Source organism: Paenactinomyces guangxiensis (assembly GCF_016055185.1).
Classification (GTDB): Bacteria; Bacillota; Bacilli; order Thermoactinomycetales; family Thermoactinomycetaceae; genus Paenactinomyces; species Paenactinomyces guangxiensis.
Genome location: NZ_JAECVR010000036.1, coordinates 1 through 20,585, shown reverse-complemented (window position 1 = coordinate 20,585; position 20,585 = coordinate 1). Strand labels below are relative to the sequence as shown.

General features: G+C 41.2%; 12 protein-coding genes and 2 pseudogenes. 4 read left to right on the top strand and 10 right to left on the bottom strand.

Annotated features, from left to right (window positions below; genetic code table 11):
* Positions 1 to 107: 107 nt before the first annotated feature.
* The 3 genes from I8U27_RS19485 (at position 108) to I8U27_RS19475 (ending at position 3,557) form a co-directional block, all read left to right on the top strand.
* Positions 108 to 1,652: an extracellular solute-binding protein gene (locus I8U27_RS19485; RefSeq protein WP_181754889.1), complete on the top strand. Its 1,545-nt coding sequence runs from the start codon at positions 108 to 110 to the stop codon at positions 1,650 to 1,652.
* Positions 1,653 to 1,779: 127 nt separating this feature from the next.
* A complete protein-coding gene (locus tag I8U27_RS19480) occupies positions 1,780 to 2,682 on the top strand; it encodes an ABC transporter permease (RefSeq protein ID WP_181754887.1) in 903 nt (300 codons plus the stop codon).
* A complete protein-coding gene (locus I8U27_RS19475) occupies positions 2,682 to 3,557 on the top strand; it encodes a carbohydrate ABC transporter permease (RefSeq protein WP_181754885.1) in 876 nt (291 codons plus the stop codon). The genes I8U27_RS19480 and I8U27_RS19475 overlap by 1 nt, the downstream gene beginning before the upstream one ends.
* A gap of 163 nt (positions 3,558 to 3,720) precedes the next feature.
* Here I8U27_RS19475 and I8U27_RS19470 read toward each other — a convergent pair whose 3' ends face one another.
* From I8U27_RS19470 to I8U27_RS19425, 10 genes and pseudogenes are all read right to left on the bottom strand, one after another.
* The gene (locus I8U27_RS19470; protein ID WP_181754891.1) at positions 3,721 to 5,403 is read right to left on the bottom strand and encodes a glycoside hydrolase family 13 protein; all 1,683 of its coding nucleotides are present in this window, start codon (positions 5,401 to 5,403) and stop codon (positions 3,721 to 3,723) included.
* Between the two features lie 145 nt (positions 5,404 to 5,548).
* A complete protein-coding gene (locus I8U27_RS19465; protein ID WP_181754883.1) occupies positions 5,549 to 8,461 on the bottom strand; it encodes a CBM35 domain-containing protein in 2,913 nt (970 codons plus the stop codon).
* 20 nt (positions 8,462 to 8,481) lie between these two features.
* Positions 8,482 to 8,805 (bottom strand): annotated as a pseudogene (locus tag I8U27_RS19460) (carbohydrate ABC transporter permease); the annotation flags it as partial.
* A 65-nt stretch (positions 8,806 to 8,870) separates the two neighbouring features.
* Positions 8,871 to 10,086 (bottom strand): annotated as a pseudogene (locus I8U27_RS19455) (ABC transporter substrate-binding protein).
* Positions 10,087 to 10,202: 116 nt separating this feature from the next.
* Entirely contained in the window at positions 10,203 to 11,207 is a 1,005-nt protein-coding gene (locus I8U27_RS19450; protein ID WP_181754879.1) for a LacI family DNA-binding transcriptional regulator, read from the bottom strand.
* A 145-nt stretch (positions 11,208 to 11,352) separates the two neighbouring features.
* A complete protein-coding gene (locus tag I8U27_RS19445) occupies positions 11,353 to 11,520 on the bottom strand; it encodes a hypothetical protein (protein WP_181754877.1) in 168 nt (55 codons plus the stop codon).
* A 68-nt stretch (positions 11,521 to 11,588) separates the two neighbouring features.
* The gene (locus tag I8U27_RS19440; protein WP_181754875.1) at positions 11,589 to 13,943 is read right to left on the bottom strand and encodes a glycoside hydrolase family 66 protein; all 2,355 of its coding nucleotides are present in this window, start codon (positions 13,941 to 13,943) and stop codon (positions 11,589 to 11,591) included.
* A 687-nt stretch (positions 13,944 to 14,630) separates the two neighbouring features.
* Positions 14,631 to 15,014 carry a hypothetical protein gene (locus tag I8U27_RS19435; protein ID WP_181754873.1) on the bottom strand — a complete coding sequence of 128 codons (384 nt, stop codon included), beginning with the start codon at positions 15,012 to 15,014 and terminating at the stop codon, positions 14,631 to 14,633.
* 11 nt (positions 15,015 to 15,025) lie between these two features.
* The gene (locus I8U27_RS19430) at positions 15,026 to 18,136 is read right to left on the bottom strand and encodes an AAA domain-containing protein (protein ID WP_181754871.1); all 3,111 of its coding nucleotides are present in this window, start codon (positions 18,134 to 18,136) and stop codon (positions 15,026 to 15,028) included.
* Positions 18,137 to 18,602: 466 nt separating this feature from the next.
* The gene (locus I8U27_RS19425) at positions 18,603 to 19,610 is read right to left on the bottom strand and encodes a DUF3427 domain-containing protein (protein WP_181754869.1); all 1,008 of its coding nucleotides are present in this window, start codon (positions 19,608 to 19,610) and stop codon (positions 18,603 to 18,605) included.
* Between the two features lie 320 nt (positions 19,611 to 19,930).
* Between I8U27_RS19425 and I8U27_RS19420 the strand changes: the two genes are divergently transcribed.
* Positions 19,931 to 20,518 carry a hypothetical protein gene (locus tag I8U27_RS19420; protein ID WP_181754867.1) on the top strand — a complete coding sequence of 196 codons (588 nt, stop codon included), beginning with the start codon at positions 19,931 to 19,933 and terminating at the stop codon, positions 20,516 to 20,518.
* Positions 20,519 to 20,585 lie beyond the last annotated feature (67 nt).

The window sequence follows — 20,585 nt, the reverse complement described above, 5'->3', positions numbered from 1 at the left end:
AGTCCACCCCCTATGAATGATGGATATTCACTTTTCAAAGAACGAGTTTTAACTGGAAATGGATTGTTTTTGAGGATTTAAACTTACTATACGAGGAGGATATCGAAATGAAGAAATGGCGTTTGCTTTTCACGCTTATTCTTATCATGAGTCTGGCAGGAGGAGTGGTTGCTTGTACTCCTAATAAGGAGCACGATGTAAATAAAAAATATACAATTACCTCTCTCGACTTTTTGTATTCGGATATTCCTCCTAAAAATGGAAAAGGAATCGAAATGATCAACAACAAGTTCAACGTCAATTACAAGCGAGAGTATGGGATTTTCACCAACTATAATGAAACGCTTGCTACGCGAATTGCTTCCGGAGATATTCCTGATGTGATCGGATTTGAAAGCCTTGATGGAAACTTTTACAGGTGGGCGCAACAGGGCGCTTTTCTCCCCTTAAATGACTACATTAAAGATTACCCCACTTTGCAAACCGTTCCCCAGGAAGTATGGAACCCAGTCACAGTGAACGGGAATATTATCGCCATTCCAAAATATTTTCCTAAGAATTATTTGAATAGCCCTATCATCCGCAAGGATTGGTTAGACAAACTGGATTTACAGATGCCTACCAACTATGAAGAACTGAAAAAGGTGGCTATCGCTTTTACCAAACAGGATCCAGATGGAAACGGCAAAAATGACACCTTTGGGATGGTTCTGGGGCAAGAACTTTGGCCTCATTATAATTTTGGCGCCTACTGGGACTACTCCGCCTGGTACCACAAGAACAGGAAAGGTCAATATATTCCGGGTGTGATCACTGAACAGCGTAAAGAATGGTTGAAGTTCATGGCTGATCTGTACAAAGAAGGGGCGATTACAAAAGAGTTTGTGTTAATGAAACCCACTGAAGCACAGAAAGATTTTTACTCCGGTAAAGCAGGCATAATGGTCGGATCGCCGCGGGGAATGGAAGAGACCTATAGTGAAACACTGCAAAAAATTCATCCCCATGCAAAATTAACGTCTATCCCACCGTTTGAAGCACCTGATGGTTCAAAAGGGTATACAGCTGGTTCCGGTTTTTATAATGCAACTACGCTTTCGGCGAAATTGGCCGATGATCCGGGGAAAGTGCGCCGTATTCTGGATATCATCGATTTTGGCCGTAGATTTTATCCCTTAGAACAGCGTAACTCTGAGAATAAAGATTTTGACTGGATTTACGGTTATGAAAATAAAGGATATACGCTGGTAGAAGGAAACCCTGTATTAACTCCATGGACAGAAGGAAAGCATCCCTGGGTATATATGTTAGACAACAAGATGTGGGCACCAAGCGATGAAGCGAACCAGTACTCTAAAACCTATAAAAATCCGATATTACGGGGAGTGACCAAGGATCTGGAAACGATGCATTCTAACACGAAGCACTATCAAAACCCCATCCACCAAGTGTTCTCAGAAACGAATGCTGAAAAAGGTTTGGAGATTTTGATCGAACTGCAAAACGAACAGTCCAAAATCATTACCGGCGACCGCCCTCTATCCGATTGGGATCAAATCGTCAAGCAATATTTAGATAGTGGTGGTGCCCAAATCATTGATGAAGTGAATAAGGAGATCCAGAAGAAAAAGATTCAACCTGGTTGGAAATAAGGGATCTTCTTGTACAGGAAAGAGTGATTTTCCTGGGTAGTATCAGGCCACTGGTGTTTATGAAGAAAATCCGGGAGAGTTTGTTCTTACACCCACTGAGGAACGTCACATACTAAGGGGTGAACACATGGGGAAACAGTTATCTCGAATATGGAAAGACCGGTATGTATATCTGTTAATCTTGCCAGGTTTGCTCTATTTTGCCATTTATAAATATCTTCCGATGTTTGGCTTAGCGATGGCTTTCCAAGATTACAGCCCATTTCTCGGATTTTTCGACAGTCCCTGGGTCGGATTCAAGCATTTTAAAAAGATGTTTGAAGATAAAGAAGCACTGCAAGTCATTATCAATACGCTGGAAATCTCCCTCTATCAAATTTTGTTTGCTTTTCCGCTTCCCATTATCCTTGCCATTATGATCAACGAAGTAAGAGTTTCATTCTATAAGCGGTTCATTCAATCAATGGTTTATCTTCCCCATTTTTTATCCTGGGTAGTAGTAATCGGTATTTTTGTTATCTTTTTGAGAAATGACGGGCTAATCAACAGTTTCCTTGCTACTGTATTAGACATAAAACCGATCCGATTTTTGACCGACCCGGGCTGGTTCAAACTGCTCATTGTTATTCAAGTGATATGGAAAGAATCCGGGTGGGGAACGATTATCATACTGGCTGCTCTCGCCGGGGTCAATCCCCAGTTGTACGAAGCAGCTATCATCGACGGAGCCAGCCGCTGGAAACAAATCTTGTGTATTACGTTGCCAGCCATTCGCCATACGATCATCATTTTGCTAATCTTACGGTTAGGTACCGTAATGGATACCGGCTTCGAACAGATTTTTCTGATGCTCAACCCATATACTATGGATGTGGGTAATGTGTTAGATACCTTTGTCTATTTTAAAGGGATTAGGCAGGGGGATATCAGCTTCGCAACCGCTGTCGGTTTGTTTAAAGGGCTGGTCGGTTTGATACTGGTCGTCTTAGCTAATAAAATGGCGAGAAAATTTGGTGGGGGCGGGATTTGATGATGCTCAGGACAAGGCAGGAAAAATGGATGGATCGGGTGAATAACATCATTCTTCTCTTGATCGCTCTGTCCATGCTGTTTCCTTTTCTATATATCTTCGCAGTCTCTTTTTCCAGCTTTGAGGATGTGATAAGGAGTGATTTCATATTGTGGCCCAAACATTGGGTTACGGATGCCTATGAATACCTGTTGGGTTCAAGCCGATTTTTCCAATCGTTTTTTGTCACGGTTTATATTACAGTAGTGGGTACAATAGTCAACCTCTTTTTTACGGCAACGATGGCTTACGGGCTCTCCCGTCCAATTTACGGGCAGAGGACACTCCTGTATATGGTTGTTTTAACATTCCTATTCAACGCCGGGTTGATTCCAACTTATATGATTGTAAAAGCGACAGGTCTGATTAATTCTTTGTGGTCTCTCATCATCCCGGCAGCGATTAGCCCATTTAACTTAATTGTCATGCGGCAATTTTTTATGAACATACCGGAGGAACTTCATGAGGCGGCAACAATTGACGGAGCAAATGCATTGCAAATTTTCTGGAAGATCATCTTGCCGCTGTCGAAACCAGCATTAGCCGCTTTTAGCCTGTTTTACGCTGTTGGTCATTGGAACAGCTATTTTTCAGCAATCATCTATATTAATGATCCGGCAAAATGGCCTCTTCAAGTGATGCTCAGGCAGATCGTCATTGTTGATGAAGCCCAGGCCGCCCTGCAGGGTGGAGAGCAGCTCTTAGTCAATCCGCCCCCATCGGAAACGATTCAAATGGCCGCCATTTTGCTCGCCACGTTACCTATATTATGCGTGTATCCATTTTTACAAAAATACTTTGTTAAAGGAATGACACTGGGGTCGTTGAAAGAGTAGAGAAAAAGACACTGTTTGACGGCAAAGGATTGATATAAAGATTAAAAATAACCCTATGGGCTCTTTCCGGTTGATTGATTTCATGCTCACTCCCTTTCAGTGCCCCAACTTCAATTAAGCCACCTGAAATTTAGGTGGCTTAAAAGATTGGATTACCCTTATGTTAAAAAACCAATCGGTAGACTCTTGCCTCAAATGGTTTCAGAACCATACTTTCTATCTCATTTGCCGAATCGACCTCGTAATTTGCTATAACCAGTTCTATCTCTTTATATGATTTGAGATATGCTGGCAACTCAAAACACGGGGTGCTGTTGAAAAAATTACAAATGACCACAAATTTTTCATTTCCTAAAGTTCGTGTGTATGCATAAATTTGCTCATGATTTTCCAATATCAAATCATAACTTCCATAAACAATGATCTCATGCTGTTTCCGCAATTGTATCAGCTTCTTGTAATAGTAGAAGACGGGATTCAGCAAGGCTTTCTTGACATTCACTTCTTTGTAATTGGGATTGACGGAGATCCATCGTGTTCCCGTAGTAAAACCGGCATGTTTGGTATCATCCCATTGGACAGGAGTCCGCGCATTGTCTCTGCCTTTCATGTGAATGGCACGCATCACTTTTCCCATATCCTCGACGTTTTCCATTACCTTTTCACGTACCATGTTCAAGGTCTCAATATCTCTATAGTCTTCAATGGAAGAGAAACGAACATTGGTCATGCCAATCTCTTCCCCCTGATAAATAAAGGGGGTGCCCTGCATCATATGGAGAAACGTGGCCAACATCTTTGCCGATTCTTCCCGATACGCCGTATCATCGCCGAATCGGGAAACCATCCGGGGCTGGTCATGATTGTTTAAATACAGACTGTTCCAGCCGCGGTTCTCCAGCGCCTTTTGCCATCTTGTCATGACCGTTTTCAGATCTTTGAGCGTCCAGGGCTTCACATCCCATTTTCCGCCGGGTCCCGAATCCAGATCCATATGTTCAAACTGGAATACCATATTTAATTCATGGCGGTCTTCACCTGTATAGAGAATCGCCTCTTCCGTGGTGACACCCGGCATTTCTCCGACCGTCATGATGTCATATTTAGAAAAGACCTCTTTGTGCATCTCCTGCAGGAATTCGTGAATGCGCGGGCCATTTATGAAATATTGGCCGCCGAACACATATTTCTTCCCTTCCCGATTCGGCGCGTCCGGCAAGCCCGGCTCCTTTGAAATAAAGTTGATGACATCCAATCTGAACCCATCGATCCCTTTATCCAGCCACCAGGTCATCATGTCATACAATGCCCGGCGAAGATCCGGGTTTTCCCAGTTAAAATCAGGTTGCTTTTTCGAAAAAAGATGTAAATAGTACTCCCCCGTCGCTTCATCAAAATGCCAGGCTGAACCGCTAAAACACGATTCCCAGTTATTCGGTTCTGCACCGTTTCTCCCCTGGCGCCAGATATAAAAATCGCGGTACGGATTGTCCTTCGATCGGCGCGATTCCATAAACCACGGATGTTCATCCGAACTGTGGTTAATGACCAAGTCCATGATTAACTTCATTTCTCTCCTGTGCACTTCCTCCAGCAATCGTTCCCAATCTTGCATCGTACCGAATTCATCCATAATTGCCTGATAGTCACTGATGTCATACCCATTATCATCATTGGGGGACTGATAAACGGGAGAAAGCCAGATTACATCGACCCCCAATTCTTTCAAGTAATCCAATTTGGATAAGATCCCACGCAAATCGCCGATGCCATCTCCATTGCTGTCCATGAAACTGCGGGGATAGATTTGGTACACAACGCTTTCTTTCCACCATTTTCTCTCCATCACGTTCGACTCCTTCACGTTTTCTATCTTTTCCACGAAAGAGGGACCTCCACGTAAGGCCCCTCCTGGCAATTGTGTCAACTTTTCAAGGTCTTTATTCCCATGTGTCATTTCTTTTTCATTTGATAAAAGTTCTTCGCAGGATTCAGCTTTTCAACTGTCCAGTCTCAGGGTTCCGGTCTATAAGGATCATTTCCCAATACTCCAGTGTGGGTACCTGGATCTCAAGTGTTGAACCTTTCCACTCAGCTTTCAGTTCTTTCAGTATTCCGCCTTCCCGGTCGGGGGAAGCCGCATACACTTTCAAATTCGGGGCATCCGCCTTCGTGACACCAACCGGATAGCTTACCTTGAAATTTTGCAGTTTATCCGGTTTATTTGCCGCATTTTGCCAATTGCCATCATTATTGAGCAAGTTGATGAGATGCAAAACATCATAATGTTCAAATCGGCGGTTGTTGTCATTTTTGCGGGCGACATACCAAAGCGTTTTACTTGAACCATTTTTATCGGCCGGCACATTCGATCCGTCTTGTCTTTGTACCGATATTTGGACTTGATGATCCACCTTGCTGTCAAACAAGAGGTTTTCATAAGCAGTATAAAGCTTATATACCTCTTTCAATCTTTCTTTTAGGGATGTCTTCATTTTTTTGCTGCGATTCGGATAATACTCATGGGCCAGCATATTGGGTCCTTCCTCCAACTTTTCCGCTGTCCCTAACTCTATATGGGTTGCTCCCAGAGCTCCCAATCCCGCATCCATCAGAAGAACAGACGGTTCATCAAAAAAGCCGATGGTCATTCGCCGCAGATCGATGGAGCCCTTCTGCCCCGGCTCCTGTTTCAACGTTAATCGGTGTGAACCTTTGGCCAAGTACGGCACAACATGATATGCATCTTCATCGAATTTTCCTTCCGTTCCTTTGAACGCGATTTGAACGGGTGCTCCATTTTGATCCAACACCGGCTTTCCGTCGATATACAAAGTTCTTTTCGTTTCATGCCCTTGATTCACATAGGTGAAAATAAAGGATGTTTCTCCCGGTTGCGTCACATGGATGTCAAAAGTTACCTCATCACCGATATGACCGAAATGTTTAATCGTATCCTTTTCAATTACCATCGGTGGAGTGAACTCCGCTTCTTCGGCATGATACCTCCTGGAGCCAATCTGCAAATAATCCAGCTTTATGCCATCATCATCCCGATTCTCCACTTTGATTACAATCCGGTTCCGCCCTTTCTTGAGCTCAATATCCGGCAAAGCGAGATCATTCCATCCGGCGGCATGTGTGAATGAAAGGTCGGTGATTTTGCGCCCGTTTACATACAGTGCGCGTACTGCTGGGCGCCTGGATTCAGAGTCGCTCATGTATCTCCAGTTCAAGTCTTCCCGCCCATCTGCCGGAGCATAAACATCGAAAGTGAGTTGATCGTTTTCATCCTTGAAATCATGCACGTAGCCGACCGTATGGGTGATGCCGTGATGTTCAGGGGTAAAAGTCGCATCTTCAACTTGATAGACTTTATCATCTACTGTCAGATTGTCCAGATTCATGAATTGGCCTTCCGACACCATTTTCACGGTAATCTCATGGGTTCCGGACGCAAGCTTCACTTTCACCTCTTTTTCAACCATGGCACCGCCCCATCCATCTGGAGTATTGCGGAATGTAACTTTTTCGGCCACGGCTTTCCCATCTGACAGAATATCGACAACCGGGTCATTGCCTGAACGGTAATGAAACTTCAAGCCATATTCACGTGTTTCGGGAACATCGATGCGGAAAGAAACGCTTTGTCCTTTATGCCCAAAGTTATCCGTATACCCCGGTGCAATTTGTACACCGCCCGTCTTTGCAACAACAGGTTCCCAGCCAATCCGTGCATCTTCCGCCTCGAATGTGGTTCCATTGACAGTTATCCGATCCACTTCGATACCGACAGGGGTAGAAGCTTCTTCTGCCTTTATGCGAATCCAGCTATTCCCATTTGTGACATATACCGGTATTTGGGTCTCTGTCCACTCTTGTGCACGCCCAAACGACACGACACCCGCTTTTTGCCCGTTGACATAAACACTTCGCTTTGTATCATCCCCCATGTTTTTGTACCGTATGGTCAGCGGGAAAGCACCTGTTTGTTCCGAATCATAAGCAAACTCAATGTAATCGCCCTGTTGTTTGAATTCGGATATCATTCCGTTTCCGCTCTCATCCATCTCTGTCTTGATGATCGGCTGCACCGTCGGCTCCCAGCCGATTTTTGCCGCTTTTTCCGCCTCAAGACGCTGGTTTCCCACTTTTACATAATCGAGTGACATGCCATTATCATTCACGCCTTCCGCTTTTATGACAATGGTGTTTTTTCCTTTCTTAAGCTGCACTGTTTCTTCTTTTTGGTCATACAGGTCCGAACCGCCGGTCGCAGGGAATCGCAACCCTTTTTTCACCCGGGTACCATTCACATACAGGTTACGGATTACCTCAGTTCTGTCAATCGCGTAACCGAATATGAGTGGATAATCCCCGGTGGATGGAACCTCCACATCAAATTGGATATAGTCACCGTCCGTTTCAAAAAACCCGACATGTCCGACTTGATCCACTTTGCAACTGATGAGTTCGGCATGTTCGGCTTCGTATTCCTGACTATATTCTTGATCGGAGACTGTCAGGCTGTCAACGTTTAGCCAGAGATGATTCGTATTTAACTGCAGAATGACCTTATTTTCACCGGCTGACAAATCCGCCTGGACTTCCTTTACCGCAACCGGATTTCCCCAGCCTGTCTTTTGGTCAAACAAAAGGGTGGAGGCCACTTTCCCATTTACGGTTAGTTTCCCTTCAGGATGACTATCGTTATTATGACCGTACAGGAATTTGAGAGTGTATTTTCCTCCCTTGTCCACCTTGACTGTCCAGATGATTTGGTCTTCCTCTTTTTTCCCGAAATCACCAACCCAGCCCGGCACTTTATTCATCCTCGACAGATAGGCGGTTCTTTTGGGAATTCCCTTCACATCAGCTGCTTCATAATGATCTCCTGTTGCCATCTTATAATTCATGCAGCCGGGGGGAGGAAATAGACGGCTTTAAATAAATTCTTGAACTTGATTTTTTCGTTTAATCCCACTGCAATCAACAGACTGAGGGCGTTAACAAGAATCGTGGTCAGGATGGCATACTTAAAAGTAAAAAGGTAAGAATTCAGCACATTTTCATCTTTGAACAGGTTGATGTAGTTTTTTAACCCAACAAACTCAAAGGATTGGGCAAACCCATTCCAATTTGTAAAAGAATAGAAAATACCTTGAATGGCAGGAAACGTGTGAAACAGAAAGAACAAAAGAACGGCAGGAATCGTCATAAAATAATAGGCAGTGTTGTGTTTGCTCATTTCAAACCTCCCCGGGGCCAACCATAGAAGCGTTCAAATGAAATGAAGGTTGGCACTCCTTGGCACTACTTTCTCGACTGAACTTTGTTCCATTCCACATCCAGTTGGTTCAGATATGACTCTATATTTTTATTTTGCAAAAAAGACTGGTTGAGCTTGTCCACCTTCATGGCCGTCGGAAAATAATGGTCCGCGAAGTCAACCAACATCCCTTTTTGGAAGCTTTCATTCAATCCGGACACACTTGGGTCGGATTGATTCACACCTTTCACGGTAGAAAACGCTTTCTGGTCATCGATAAAAAATTTTGCGTTTTCGGGTTTCAACAGAAAATCGATCCATTTTTTTGCTTCCTCTTGATGCCGGGTGGTTGCGGATATCGTAAGCAACGTATCTACGCCAGATACCAGTCGGTTTTTGGAAACGTCATTGCTTGCGGGAAACGGAAACGAACCGATCTCCATGTTCGGATTTGCTTTTTTAATCTCGGGAATCGCCCAAACCCCTTGTAAATACATCACCGATTCACCTTTGGCAAATGCGGCGTTTCCATCATTGTATCCTTTGCCAAAGGGGTCTTTGGAACCATATGCCATTAATTTCAGTTGCTTTTCGGCAATTTCCCGATAGGATTGTTGGAATGTTGTTTTTCCCGACTTGCGACCCTCAATGAAATTGTCCCCCTGTAGATTGGAATCCATTAAACGGGATCATGGTTGTCCAGGAATCTTTAAAAGTAAGGTAAAATGGAGTCTTCCCTGATGCCTTAATTTTTTCCGCGGTGGCAATCAATTCATCCCAGGTGTTTGGAACTGTTAATCCGAGTTCATTAAAGAGAGTCTTATTGTAAAGAATGGCGTTGGCGTTCGCGGTGTACGGAATTCCATTTACTTCCTGCAAACCGGTCAATTTCTTGATCATATCCACATAGGCGGGTTGAATGTTTTCCAGATGCTTGTCACCGGAGAAGTCAACGAAGATGCCGTTCTGGGCCAATTCAGCAAAGGTGGCGTTCAGCCCGGAGCCGATCACATCCGGCGCATCATTTTTTGCAATCCGCGTTTTCAACACCGTTTCGGCATCGGGAGGGGTGGTAACCACCACATCGATATTGGGGTTCTGCTTCTCAAAGTCCTGTGCAAGTTTCTCAAATGTCGCCTTAGCTTCCGGTTTGTTTTGGAAGAATTCAATCTCCACCTTCCCGTCCGTGGATGAACCGCACCCGGCTGCGAGTGATAAGGTGAGTAAAGCAACGATCGTGGTTAAAATCCCCTTTTTCATCGTATCCCTTCCCTTCTCTGTTTTTGGTTGGTCTGGGTTTGGGGAAACCCGGCCACGCTTTTGTGGAGAAAACACTGACGAAAACGTTTACGGTAAATCCAAAAAAATAATAACCCTTACAATGGTTTCGCCACCGTCTGACGTTCAATAATCGAATGCGGCATGATTCTGCTCTCTACCGTGACACCGGTTTCAATCATGGTCAGTAACATCTCAGCCGCCAGTTTTCCCATTTCAAACAGCGGTTGGGCCACGGTTGTCAATGGCGGAACAGACATCTCGGCAATTTGTAGATTGTCGTAACCGATGATGGATAATTGGTCGGGAACTTTTATGCCATGTTGATAGGCAACACTCAATGCTCCTGTGGCCATTTCGTCACTGGCTGCGAAAACGGCGGTAAACTCCTCTCCTCTCTCCAGCAGTTTCTTCATGGCCGCACACCCGCTTCGATACCCGAAATCCCCGAAAACGAACAGGTTTTCTTGAAAGGGAATCCCATAATCCCTTAACGCCTCCCGATACCCTTCGATACGCGGGGTGCCGGCAATCTCATCCCCTTCTGTTCCGCTGATCATCGCGATTTTTCGATGTCCTTGTTTTATCAGATACTCCGTTGCATGATACGCAGCATGTTTGTCATCCACCTTCACATAAGGAAACGGGTACCGCAAAGAGAAAGTGGAAACCAGGATAACCGGGATGTTCATCGCCTTTAAAACACGATAATAATCTTCTGTCAACACTTCACTGGTAAAAATGATGCCATCTACCTGTTTTTCGCCTAAGACTTGAAGATATTTCATTGTTCGTTTTCCATCCGTATCCGTATTGCAAACGATGACACTGTGATCCCGTTCATGCGCAATGTGTTCAATCCCATGCAGAACTTTCGACGAAAAGAGGCTCGAAACCGACGGAAACAGCACACCAATAGTCTGTGTGCGTTTATTGATTAACCCGCGTGCGATCGCATTCGGCTGATAGCCCATTTCTTTAATCACTTGCAATACTTTTTTCTTCGTTTTTTCCGAATAACCGGGCTGGTTATTAAGCACTCGGGAAACGGTGGCCACAGACACCTTCGCTTTTTTGGCTACGTCTTTAATCGTTGGACCCATATAATACCCTTCCTGCTATATCATTACGTAAACGTTTTCTATCGTTATTATAGGGTCCCATTTCACAATTGTCAATTGTATTTCGTATATGATAAAATTTATCATTTATCTGATAAATATCCCCCTCAAGCGTGTTGTTCGCCTATTAAAATGGAGGCGGCTTTGAACATTTCGTTACCAGGAGCATTTTATCAAGCGGAGTGCCGAACGAAGGAGGAAAGCAAACAACACTGAGAAAGACTCTGGCTTTGCCTTCGTCGGAGTACGGCGAGGGAGCGGCTTCCTGATAAAGCACCCAAGAACGCAGATTCAAAATCCGCCTCCATCATCAACCTGAATTTGGCAAGTAAACACACCTGACCCCCAAGCGGGAATCATTCATTATTTCTTTATCAGTTTCACATCATCGATTTGCATGGATGTCGCCCCTGGCGAATGAATGTAAAACCCGACATCGACTTGCCCATTGCTTACATAGATATCGGCGGAATACTGCCTCCATGTTCCATCTACAACCATATTGGTGTAAGAATCATTCAGTTCCATACGCGCAATCAAAGGCTGGCCGGCATAGGCCGTTGTTTTTACCCAGGCTGTTAATGTATACGTCCCGTTTGGCAATCCGGTCTTGACCTGGTGAACGCTTTGTTGATAAGCATTGACATCCCAAAAATACAATTTTTTAGTTCCTTCGTATGCATCGTTTGAATCAACGCCGTATTTCGCTGTCTGTCCAGATGGATGCCATTCTGTCCAGCCTTGAATATCACCCGTCTCAAACCCGCCATTCGTCAACAGTGTACCCGGTTCACTTCCAGTCTGAATGTAAACCATGTCCCAATATTGCAGGGTTGGTACAGTAAACTCCACATAGTTCCCATTTGTATCAGAACCTGTCGTAAACGGTATTTGATACGTTTTCCCGTTATAGTAATCAGGAGAGGCATAGTTCACCCGGGTTACCGGTCCGTTGGAGTAATAATATTTTACGGTTACATTGGTTTTCGCCGTTGGTGCCGGTTTCGTTCCCTCTTTATCACGAATGGCGGGATCATTGATCCCCAATTGATTGATCATGTGAATCACTTCATACCCTTTTCCGGCTTTGGTAAACGTCCAGACCTTGTTTGCTTCTGACTTCGTGCTAGAGGGTAAGCCTTCGAGTTCGACACGATTTGACGTGTTGACCAATCCATCACGCAGCAGATTCTCGTAAGCAACTGCAAAATCATATAAAACGAGCAGCTTTTTTTTCAATTCTTCCGACATGATTAAGTGTTTATTGGGAAAGTATTCATGGCACAGCATATTTAAATTGTCGCCGAGTTCGAGATGTTGCGCCCCCATTGCAAAGATGCCCGCATCTGCCAGTAAAACCGCTGGTGTATTGAAATAACCGGGACTGCTGTCAGAGAACTTCTCTTGATAGTTATAATTCATGTAAAGTGGAAAAACAGAGGCCTTGCCGCCACTTAACGTCGTTTGTTTATCCAGGAACTCTTTCACGTTGGAAAAATCACGATCATCCCACAATTCCATATACAAAATGTCTACGTCCCTCTTTACTGTATCTTCGTAGCCATAGGTATTCACATTATTAAAAACAATTGACTTGTTGGGTAATTGAGCTTTTGCATTTCTAAGAAAGGAAGCAAAACCCTCCGCCTGATCAATAGGAAATCCATTATAATCAAATTTATTAATATTGGGCCATTCTCCGACTTGATCCACATGCCAGCCGTCAAAGTTAAATGCACTGAATACATCTTTATGTTTATTTATCAAATAGTTTTGCCATTCCGTATTCGCCGGATTCATGAACCAGATCCTGGAGGTTGACCAACCATTGGGCAAGGGGTACCCCCATTGGTTGTTATGCGTATGATCTTCAAATATGCCCCAGGTTTTTTTCACACCTGAACCATCCGTTTCATACCCGTCGAAAGCCCCATTAATCAGATTATAGGCCATCGCTGATATGTTGGATTGATGAGCCGCATTGATATAATCAACCACCGTCTGTTTATAGACAGTCCGATTGGCGACATCCTTCCAGGTCTCACTTGGATTGTCAACACTTCCGGAGAGCGGCACATGATGCTTCCAGTGCCAATCGTAGAATTGCAACGCATTAATATGGTATTTGGCCAAATTTTCAACATGCTTGGCGGACGTTTCAGCCGACTGAGCGTTGTAGGTTGATAGATAGCCATAGCGTGGAAATTTGGTCCAAGTGGATGAAACATCCACAGCCGTATTTAAGTGATCAATGATATTGCCCGCGGAGTCCTTAATCCACACTTCAACCAAGTAGCCTTGAAAATCTGTGCCTGGAGGCAGCCAGGAAAAGGAGAGCGTAGCAGATTCATTATGGTTCAACGTAAAAGTCTTCTTGTCCGAACCAATTTGCTTTTCCAGATGATTAAAATACAACGTGGCAGTGGCGTTATTCAAAGAAACACCCGTCTTATTGGCAAGATTGACCGTAATATTAACTTTCTGCCCCGGATTATAACGTGGCAAATCGGTACTGACTTCCTGAATCACACTCCCATCTGAATAGGCAAAAACTTGATCTGTTGTATGAACAGCTGGTAGGAGGAAAGTGAGGACTAACAAAAAAACAAGCATCATCCTATTAAAAACGCTTACACTTTTTTCAGGTTTAGATGCATAAAAACCATTATATTTTTCATGATCCACCTCTCCTGGTTCATCACGCAGAATGAACCCCATGTTTTGATCAATCACCTCATTTTAATTTTTTGCCGTGCACGAATGACCGATCAAAATCATTCAAATTCAGTATCTGCCTTGAATTTAGAAGTTATTGCAAAACCATACCGGAGTATATGTGAACAACAATGCGCTTCCTCATCCGTTTTCCCAACTTTCATTGTCCAACCCTCTAGTTAACAAAGAGAGCCTCATAAACGTAAACGTTTACTATCATTTCAAAAAATATATATTGTGTCAGCAGTATTGATTTACTGAATGAGAATATGGCAGACTTGAGGTCAAAGTAACTAACGTCCTTATGGGCGCCGGCTCTTCGATTCCTTACGGCTGCCACATCAATGGACGGATGGGAACTGGCACTTCACGCTTGAAAAAAGCTCTCAGTTACTTCACTTTCAAAACCCCCCTTCCATTTTGTAAGCAGCGACACAGCCAATTTTACGTAAACGTTTACTACTAAAATATCTAATTATATTTTAATTTCCGAATAAATATCAGTCAATAGTGAATTTTTTGTCTAAATGGGTCTGACAGCTTCATGTGTAGTCATGGTATCATCTCCGCTTACATACAAGTCTTATCGCTTACATTTAATTTTTTCCTATGTAAATCTTATCGTCATTTTGCAAAAAAAGAGTCTGTGACCCCCTGATAAGATAGAGGCACAGACCCTCTTCTGTTTTATTAAAAAGTTTTTAGTACCGTCTCTACAACATCCGTTGTTGCACTAACAGCCTGTCCTAATGCAGCAATTCCGGCCACTACTCCACCAAATTCGGTTAACGTTTTGTTTAGGCCTCTCAATACTCCTTTAGAACATTTCCCGTTTTCTATCTCAGTTTTTGCCCCACTTAAAGACATAAGATATTCGTCTTTTGTTTCCTCATCAATTTCTGTTGTAGTTTCAATTGATTGAATGAGTTTAGTTAACTGTTGTTTTAGCTCTTCTATTTTTTCATCTTGTCTATTAGTAGCAGTATTTACAGTCATTTTTGCATTACGATTATCACCAACTTGGCTGCTCCTGACATCTCCACTGATGTTAATATTAACATTTCTGGTTTCCATAGGTTTTCCTCCTAATTTATATTCAAAGTAGCATTTTCGTTGATTCCAACCTGCGACTGATCAATGGTACTATTGATAATATTAATTTTATTTATTTGGTGTACCCTCCCTGGTAACTTACTGTAAAAAGCTTTTCTCATCGTTTCAAGCAGATGATCCACTTCTTTTCTTTCAGGTAAAATAATTGTTTCTGTTGCATCAACACTGTAACTTCTTAGTTTTCCTGAAGGTACATTTTTATTAACTCCAAAAGCCTCCATATCTCCAAAGGTAAGAAAAGCACTCTTCGCTCTGGAGGTAGCCACATTTAAAATATATGGTTCTCGATCAAAAAAATGTTTTTCAGTATCTAGAGATGTATAAGTAGGTGAAAACATAACAATTTCAAATTCAGACCCTTGTAAAGCATGCACTGTTCCAACAACAATGCTACTTACTTTTAATTCTCCTAGATATTTTCTAATGACTCTCGCTTGTTGTGCAAAAGGAGTCAGCACTGCCAGTGTTTTTCTCTGAAGTTCTTCTGTTGTTATATCAAATCTATCAAAAAAATCTTTAATCCATAAAGCAATCGTTCCGGCTTCGATATGATTGATCCGACTGCTTCCAGACCTTTCTTCTTGTCCTTTTACGTTAACCACCGCTAAATTAGGTATTCCAAACCCAGATGTTTTGTCCTTACTGCAGACTATCAGCTTATCATTGTAAAATTGCTTATTAAAATAACTTGCGATAGAAGAATGACAGCGAAAATGCTCTTTTAACATAAAAGGTCTTGAATCGTCATCTACATAACGAGTGAAGTAATTGGCTAATTTTAACATACTTCCATTAGATGCTTTAATCCCCATAGCGTTCATATCTATAAAGGTCTTATTCAAACCCGATTTATTAATATTAATTTCGCACTGATCTGCCGATAAATTGGAAATAGGCGGCAATTGCTTGGAATCACCGACAACCAGTCCTTTCTTAGTAAATGTTAATACAGGAAACATGTATTGTGGCAATACCTGACTCGCTTCATCGATAATCAGCAAATCAGTAAATCCATAAAAATAGTTGTACTTTTCATTGAAATATCTTGGTGCCATGTACATGGTTGAAACAAAGCAGGGCGTTAACATTGCCATTTCTCGGTAAAATTCTTTCCTATTGCTAAATTGCCCTTGCTTTTTAGTCACTCTTTCTTTTGCCTTTTCAATCCACCTTGCTTCCCAATAGTGGGTCGACAAATGAAAAGCCAATACTCTATGTTTTTTATCAATCTCTTTTTCTGCTTCTTTTAAATCCTTTGGAATGTGTTCATATTTATCATCCCATTCTTCCAATTTCCTTGTTACTTGCTCTTTTGTACGTTTAAAGTCTTCTGCCAACATCTTTTTAGCTTCAATTTCACTTATCTTCTTGTCGCACTCTTTTTCTAAGCCATCCAGGTACTTTTCTATAGTTGAATCGTAATAAGAGGATATTGACGCATCGCTAAGATATCTATCTACAAACCGTTTATTTGCATAGACAAACAGTCCTTCAAATAATCTACCCATCATTGGTATCTTCAATAACCATTTTTCTAATGGCTTACGAACTCCCTTTTGGCTGTCCCATTTATATAATTTCTTCTCAATATCCTCCCTTTCTATTTCTAACTCTTTAAGTTGCTCGCTTAATTCTGTTATTATTTGTTGTAAACTATCCCGGTCATACTCTTCCAATAACTTGTTGGTTTGCTTTGTTACCAGATAATCCTCCGACAAAATTTCTAATGCTCCCCTCATTTCATAAACACACTGTTGCAATCTAGAGAATAGCAACTGTCGAGCGGATTGAATATCTAAGATCTTAAATTGGAAAAATGCTGACGCCTTGTCCAAAAATGTTGCTTCATACGTTTGTATTTGTTCTAAATCAAGTTCTTCAAAGTTAATCCAGTTCGTTGATAAGCCCGAATCTCTCTCTTTATCAAAAGTAATCAACTGGTAACTTTGATTCTCCCCCTGTTTAGATGGTGCAATACAATACGTTCCCAAACTTTTCACATCAGAAATCCATCGTTCCACTAATAGATCAATATGATTGAAAAGGTCGTTTTGTGGAAATTGACTCTTTTCTAGTACAATCTCCTCATCAAACGTTCTTAAAATATTGGTGATGGCTAAATTCGTACCTCCGGAAGCCAAGATGATCGGAGGGTCCTCCCTTTGTTCCATGGCTGAATTTACCCACATAGAAGCAAATACGCTTTGCAATAATGTAGTCTTCCCAGTACCTGGCGGCCCCTCAATTGATAATAACTCCCCATCCTGCAAAGCTAAAAAATGGTGAAGAGCCTTCCGTTGCGATTCAGTAAGTTCATATTGATTTTTTATCTGCCCCAAATGGTTTGAAGTCATTTTTTCATGATCTGATAAAGTTTCTTTTTTCACTTCCCCATTTAAATTAAAAAGCTTTGAAACGATTGGACTCTTCCCACATAATTCGGGATATTTCTTTTTGCTGAATTTATTTACTATGTGGTTTTCATAAAAATTTTTCACGTGACGATCAGTAGCGGACCCCAAACATTCATTTGCATCAAAAATCATTACTTCCTTTAATTCTTCATAAGAGTTTAAAGTAATGATTGAGATCACATTATCCAGCACTTTATTAAAAAAATCCTTACATATTTCCAAAGTGCGCTTCCAACTTGGATTTTCCGGAAAAGGATTGCTGTTCCAGTATTTATCTACTTCAGAGATTGAAGACAATGTTAAAGCCTCTTTAGTGGGGCGCAAAGTTGGGCGCAAATATTTCCTGGGGATAAATGGTTGCCGAGTAACCACAAGTTTCCCCGTAGAAGTGATTTTAGCCGGTATCACTAACCAAGCAGAGTAGATATATTTCGATTCACCATTGTCTTTTTTTACTTTTTTTCTATATAACTTCGGACATATAAATATTTCATTATTTTCATCTGCACAATGCTTATGTAAAAGTGTAAGATCTGAAACTTTCCCTTCAAAAAATTCTTCCCTACTTATGCTATGCAGAGGAGATATATTTTCATCGTTGATATCAATATATTTAGCCTCTTCTAAATTCAAATTCCAATATTTCAAAAGTTCCTTAATAAGAGACACCTTCCTTCTCACAGTTATTCCATACATTAACAATGTTATTTTCATTATATCATTATCGTTAAATTTATTCTATTATCCATTTACATATCCATTACCGAAGATACAAGTCTATCAAGATTTAAATATCATATTAGAAAATAAAAGCCCTTTATCATTAGGGCAATTAGCTTTGACTATTTTTATTTATCGTATAAATGGACGTCTATTTCACGCATATTCCGACCCCTGCGTTCCAATAACTATCACAAGATAGCTTCCCCAACTAAACAATCTGATCATACATATGTCAATTGAACTCCTAGCTTGAAAGAAACAGGAAACAGTTTTTTACCATCTATATCTCCTTCAGAGCTCTTACCATCCAGTGAATATAAACAGTAAAACTAAAACGGAATCACCGTCAACGCGACATAAACCGTTGTCTGATACTGACTGAAAATAAGATAAATAATATAATACTTAATTACTAGATCACCTTAAATACTGTAGGCAGCAACTCCCTTTGTAACGAGATGTCTCCCTTAATCACATAAAAGTTAGCTTTACCGCCGTGGGAGTTCATATTATAAACCCGATACAGATAATATTGATCTGAGTACGTTTTCGAGAAATTCAATTCATTTATAGTCATATAAAAAGGCGTATTGGCCCCTCCTACAGTCGTTTTAACTTCAATATATTTAATTTCTCCTTCCGGTGTGAACGAAAGAATATCATAACCGGCACCGTCCCCTTCAACCATGGATACATGCCTTACCTTTTTTGCTAAATTACTTCTTCCTGCATCGATCAGGAGTTGCTTTTCATAAACCAAAACCAACTGCTCACCTTTGACTCCTAATTCTTTTTTCTTTTGGTTATCTTCTGCAAAGTCAAAAATTCTCGCAGAAAAATTGTTTGTATTACGTTCTTTAACTAATTGAGGCATCGGGGCCTCTGTCTTCTCCAACTGACATTTATATTGATACTCAGTTTTTGTCGTTGTTTCAATAATCTCTAATTCCATTTTCCGTGCTATATCACCCGGAAGATTCCAATCAAGAATTTGCCACTTAAAGTAAACAGGCTTCTCCAGATTAGGGTCATGTGCGATATATGCTAGCCTTCCTAGATAAGTATAAGGTTTCGCTTTCTTTGTCTTTTTATCTATCTTACTTGTTCTTAAAAATAAATAGATATTATGGTTTAAATGATCATGATTGATAAAGTCCTGTATCCAAGGATGGTCTAACCCTTGACCAGGTTGTGACTGCCAAGTCAGTATGCCTTGATCTGTAACATTTTCATCAAAGATATGGTTACCTTGCTTCTGTCCAAACGTTACAAAAAAGACATAATCCTTTTGTCTATTTGGGATTCTTACTATTCCATGTAATCCCCAAGTTCCGTTACTAGGAGAAAATTTGGAAAAGGGATCAAAAATATCGTGAACATCCTTACGCGAATATTCATTATAAAGTATTAATTGAACCATACTGTCGACACCTCTGCTGTTAAATAACCATATTTCCCTATATCGGGATGATTGAATTATGTTACAAGGCAGATCATTCTCTATGTACTTCAGTGTTCCCAACTCAAAATATATTAAGAGTTAGGACAATTTTCTATTTTATTATTCCCTGTTATACCTTGTTAGTTATCAAGATATGACTAAAGTTGTGTTAAAATAAAATAGAAAACTATTAAATTAATTAATACTCTGGTTATATAATAGATTCCTTACTATGACACAATAAAGAGGCCTACAAAAGGAAAAGTTGCTTTTGACTTAACATCTTGGGAAGTGAGCATATGATAAATTCTCACTCATGGGCTATTTACGAAGACGAGGGAGTAGCTGAAAAAGTTTTAGACCAATCCATTTTTCTTGAGGCTGTAACTGGTATTCCAGTGAAGACTCGACCTTTTTTCAATGTGGAAGATCTCCAAGAGGGTCAAGCAGGTTACGTTTTTCTAAAGTTCAAGCCACATGATCGTGTTATTGAAGGTAAAATTACATTAAAGCAAGGTAGAACTAAGCTTTCCTTGGGTAGCTCTTTTTCAACTATTGTTAAACTGGCTTATCCGAACCATTATAGGTTTCACTCTATATCCACCCAACATAAAATTGGATCTAAAAAGAAGAGAATAACAGGAAAATATGACATAGGTGAAATACCATTATATTTAGATGATCTAAAAAAAGAATCGTTACCAGATGTACGAATGAGGATTATTAAAACAGATGAGGACTATTCTGGTTTTTTAATTAAAGAGCATACATCTGATATCAAGATTATTGGCTCATTTGATCTGGAGTTTCCTGATAGCACCAAATTTTCATCAATGCAAAGTAAAAAGCTTGAATGGGGCTGTCCCAAAAGTAGAAAATCTACTTGAAGGTACAGCTCCTTTTCATGTTGTTTACAGAAATTTTATTTTAGTGTAGAGGGTGGATGAAATTCAC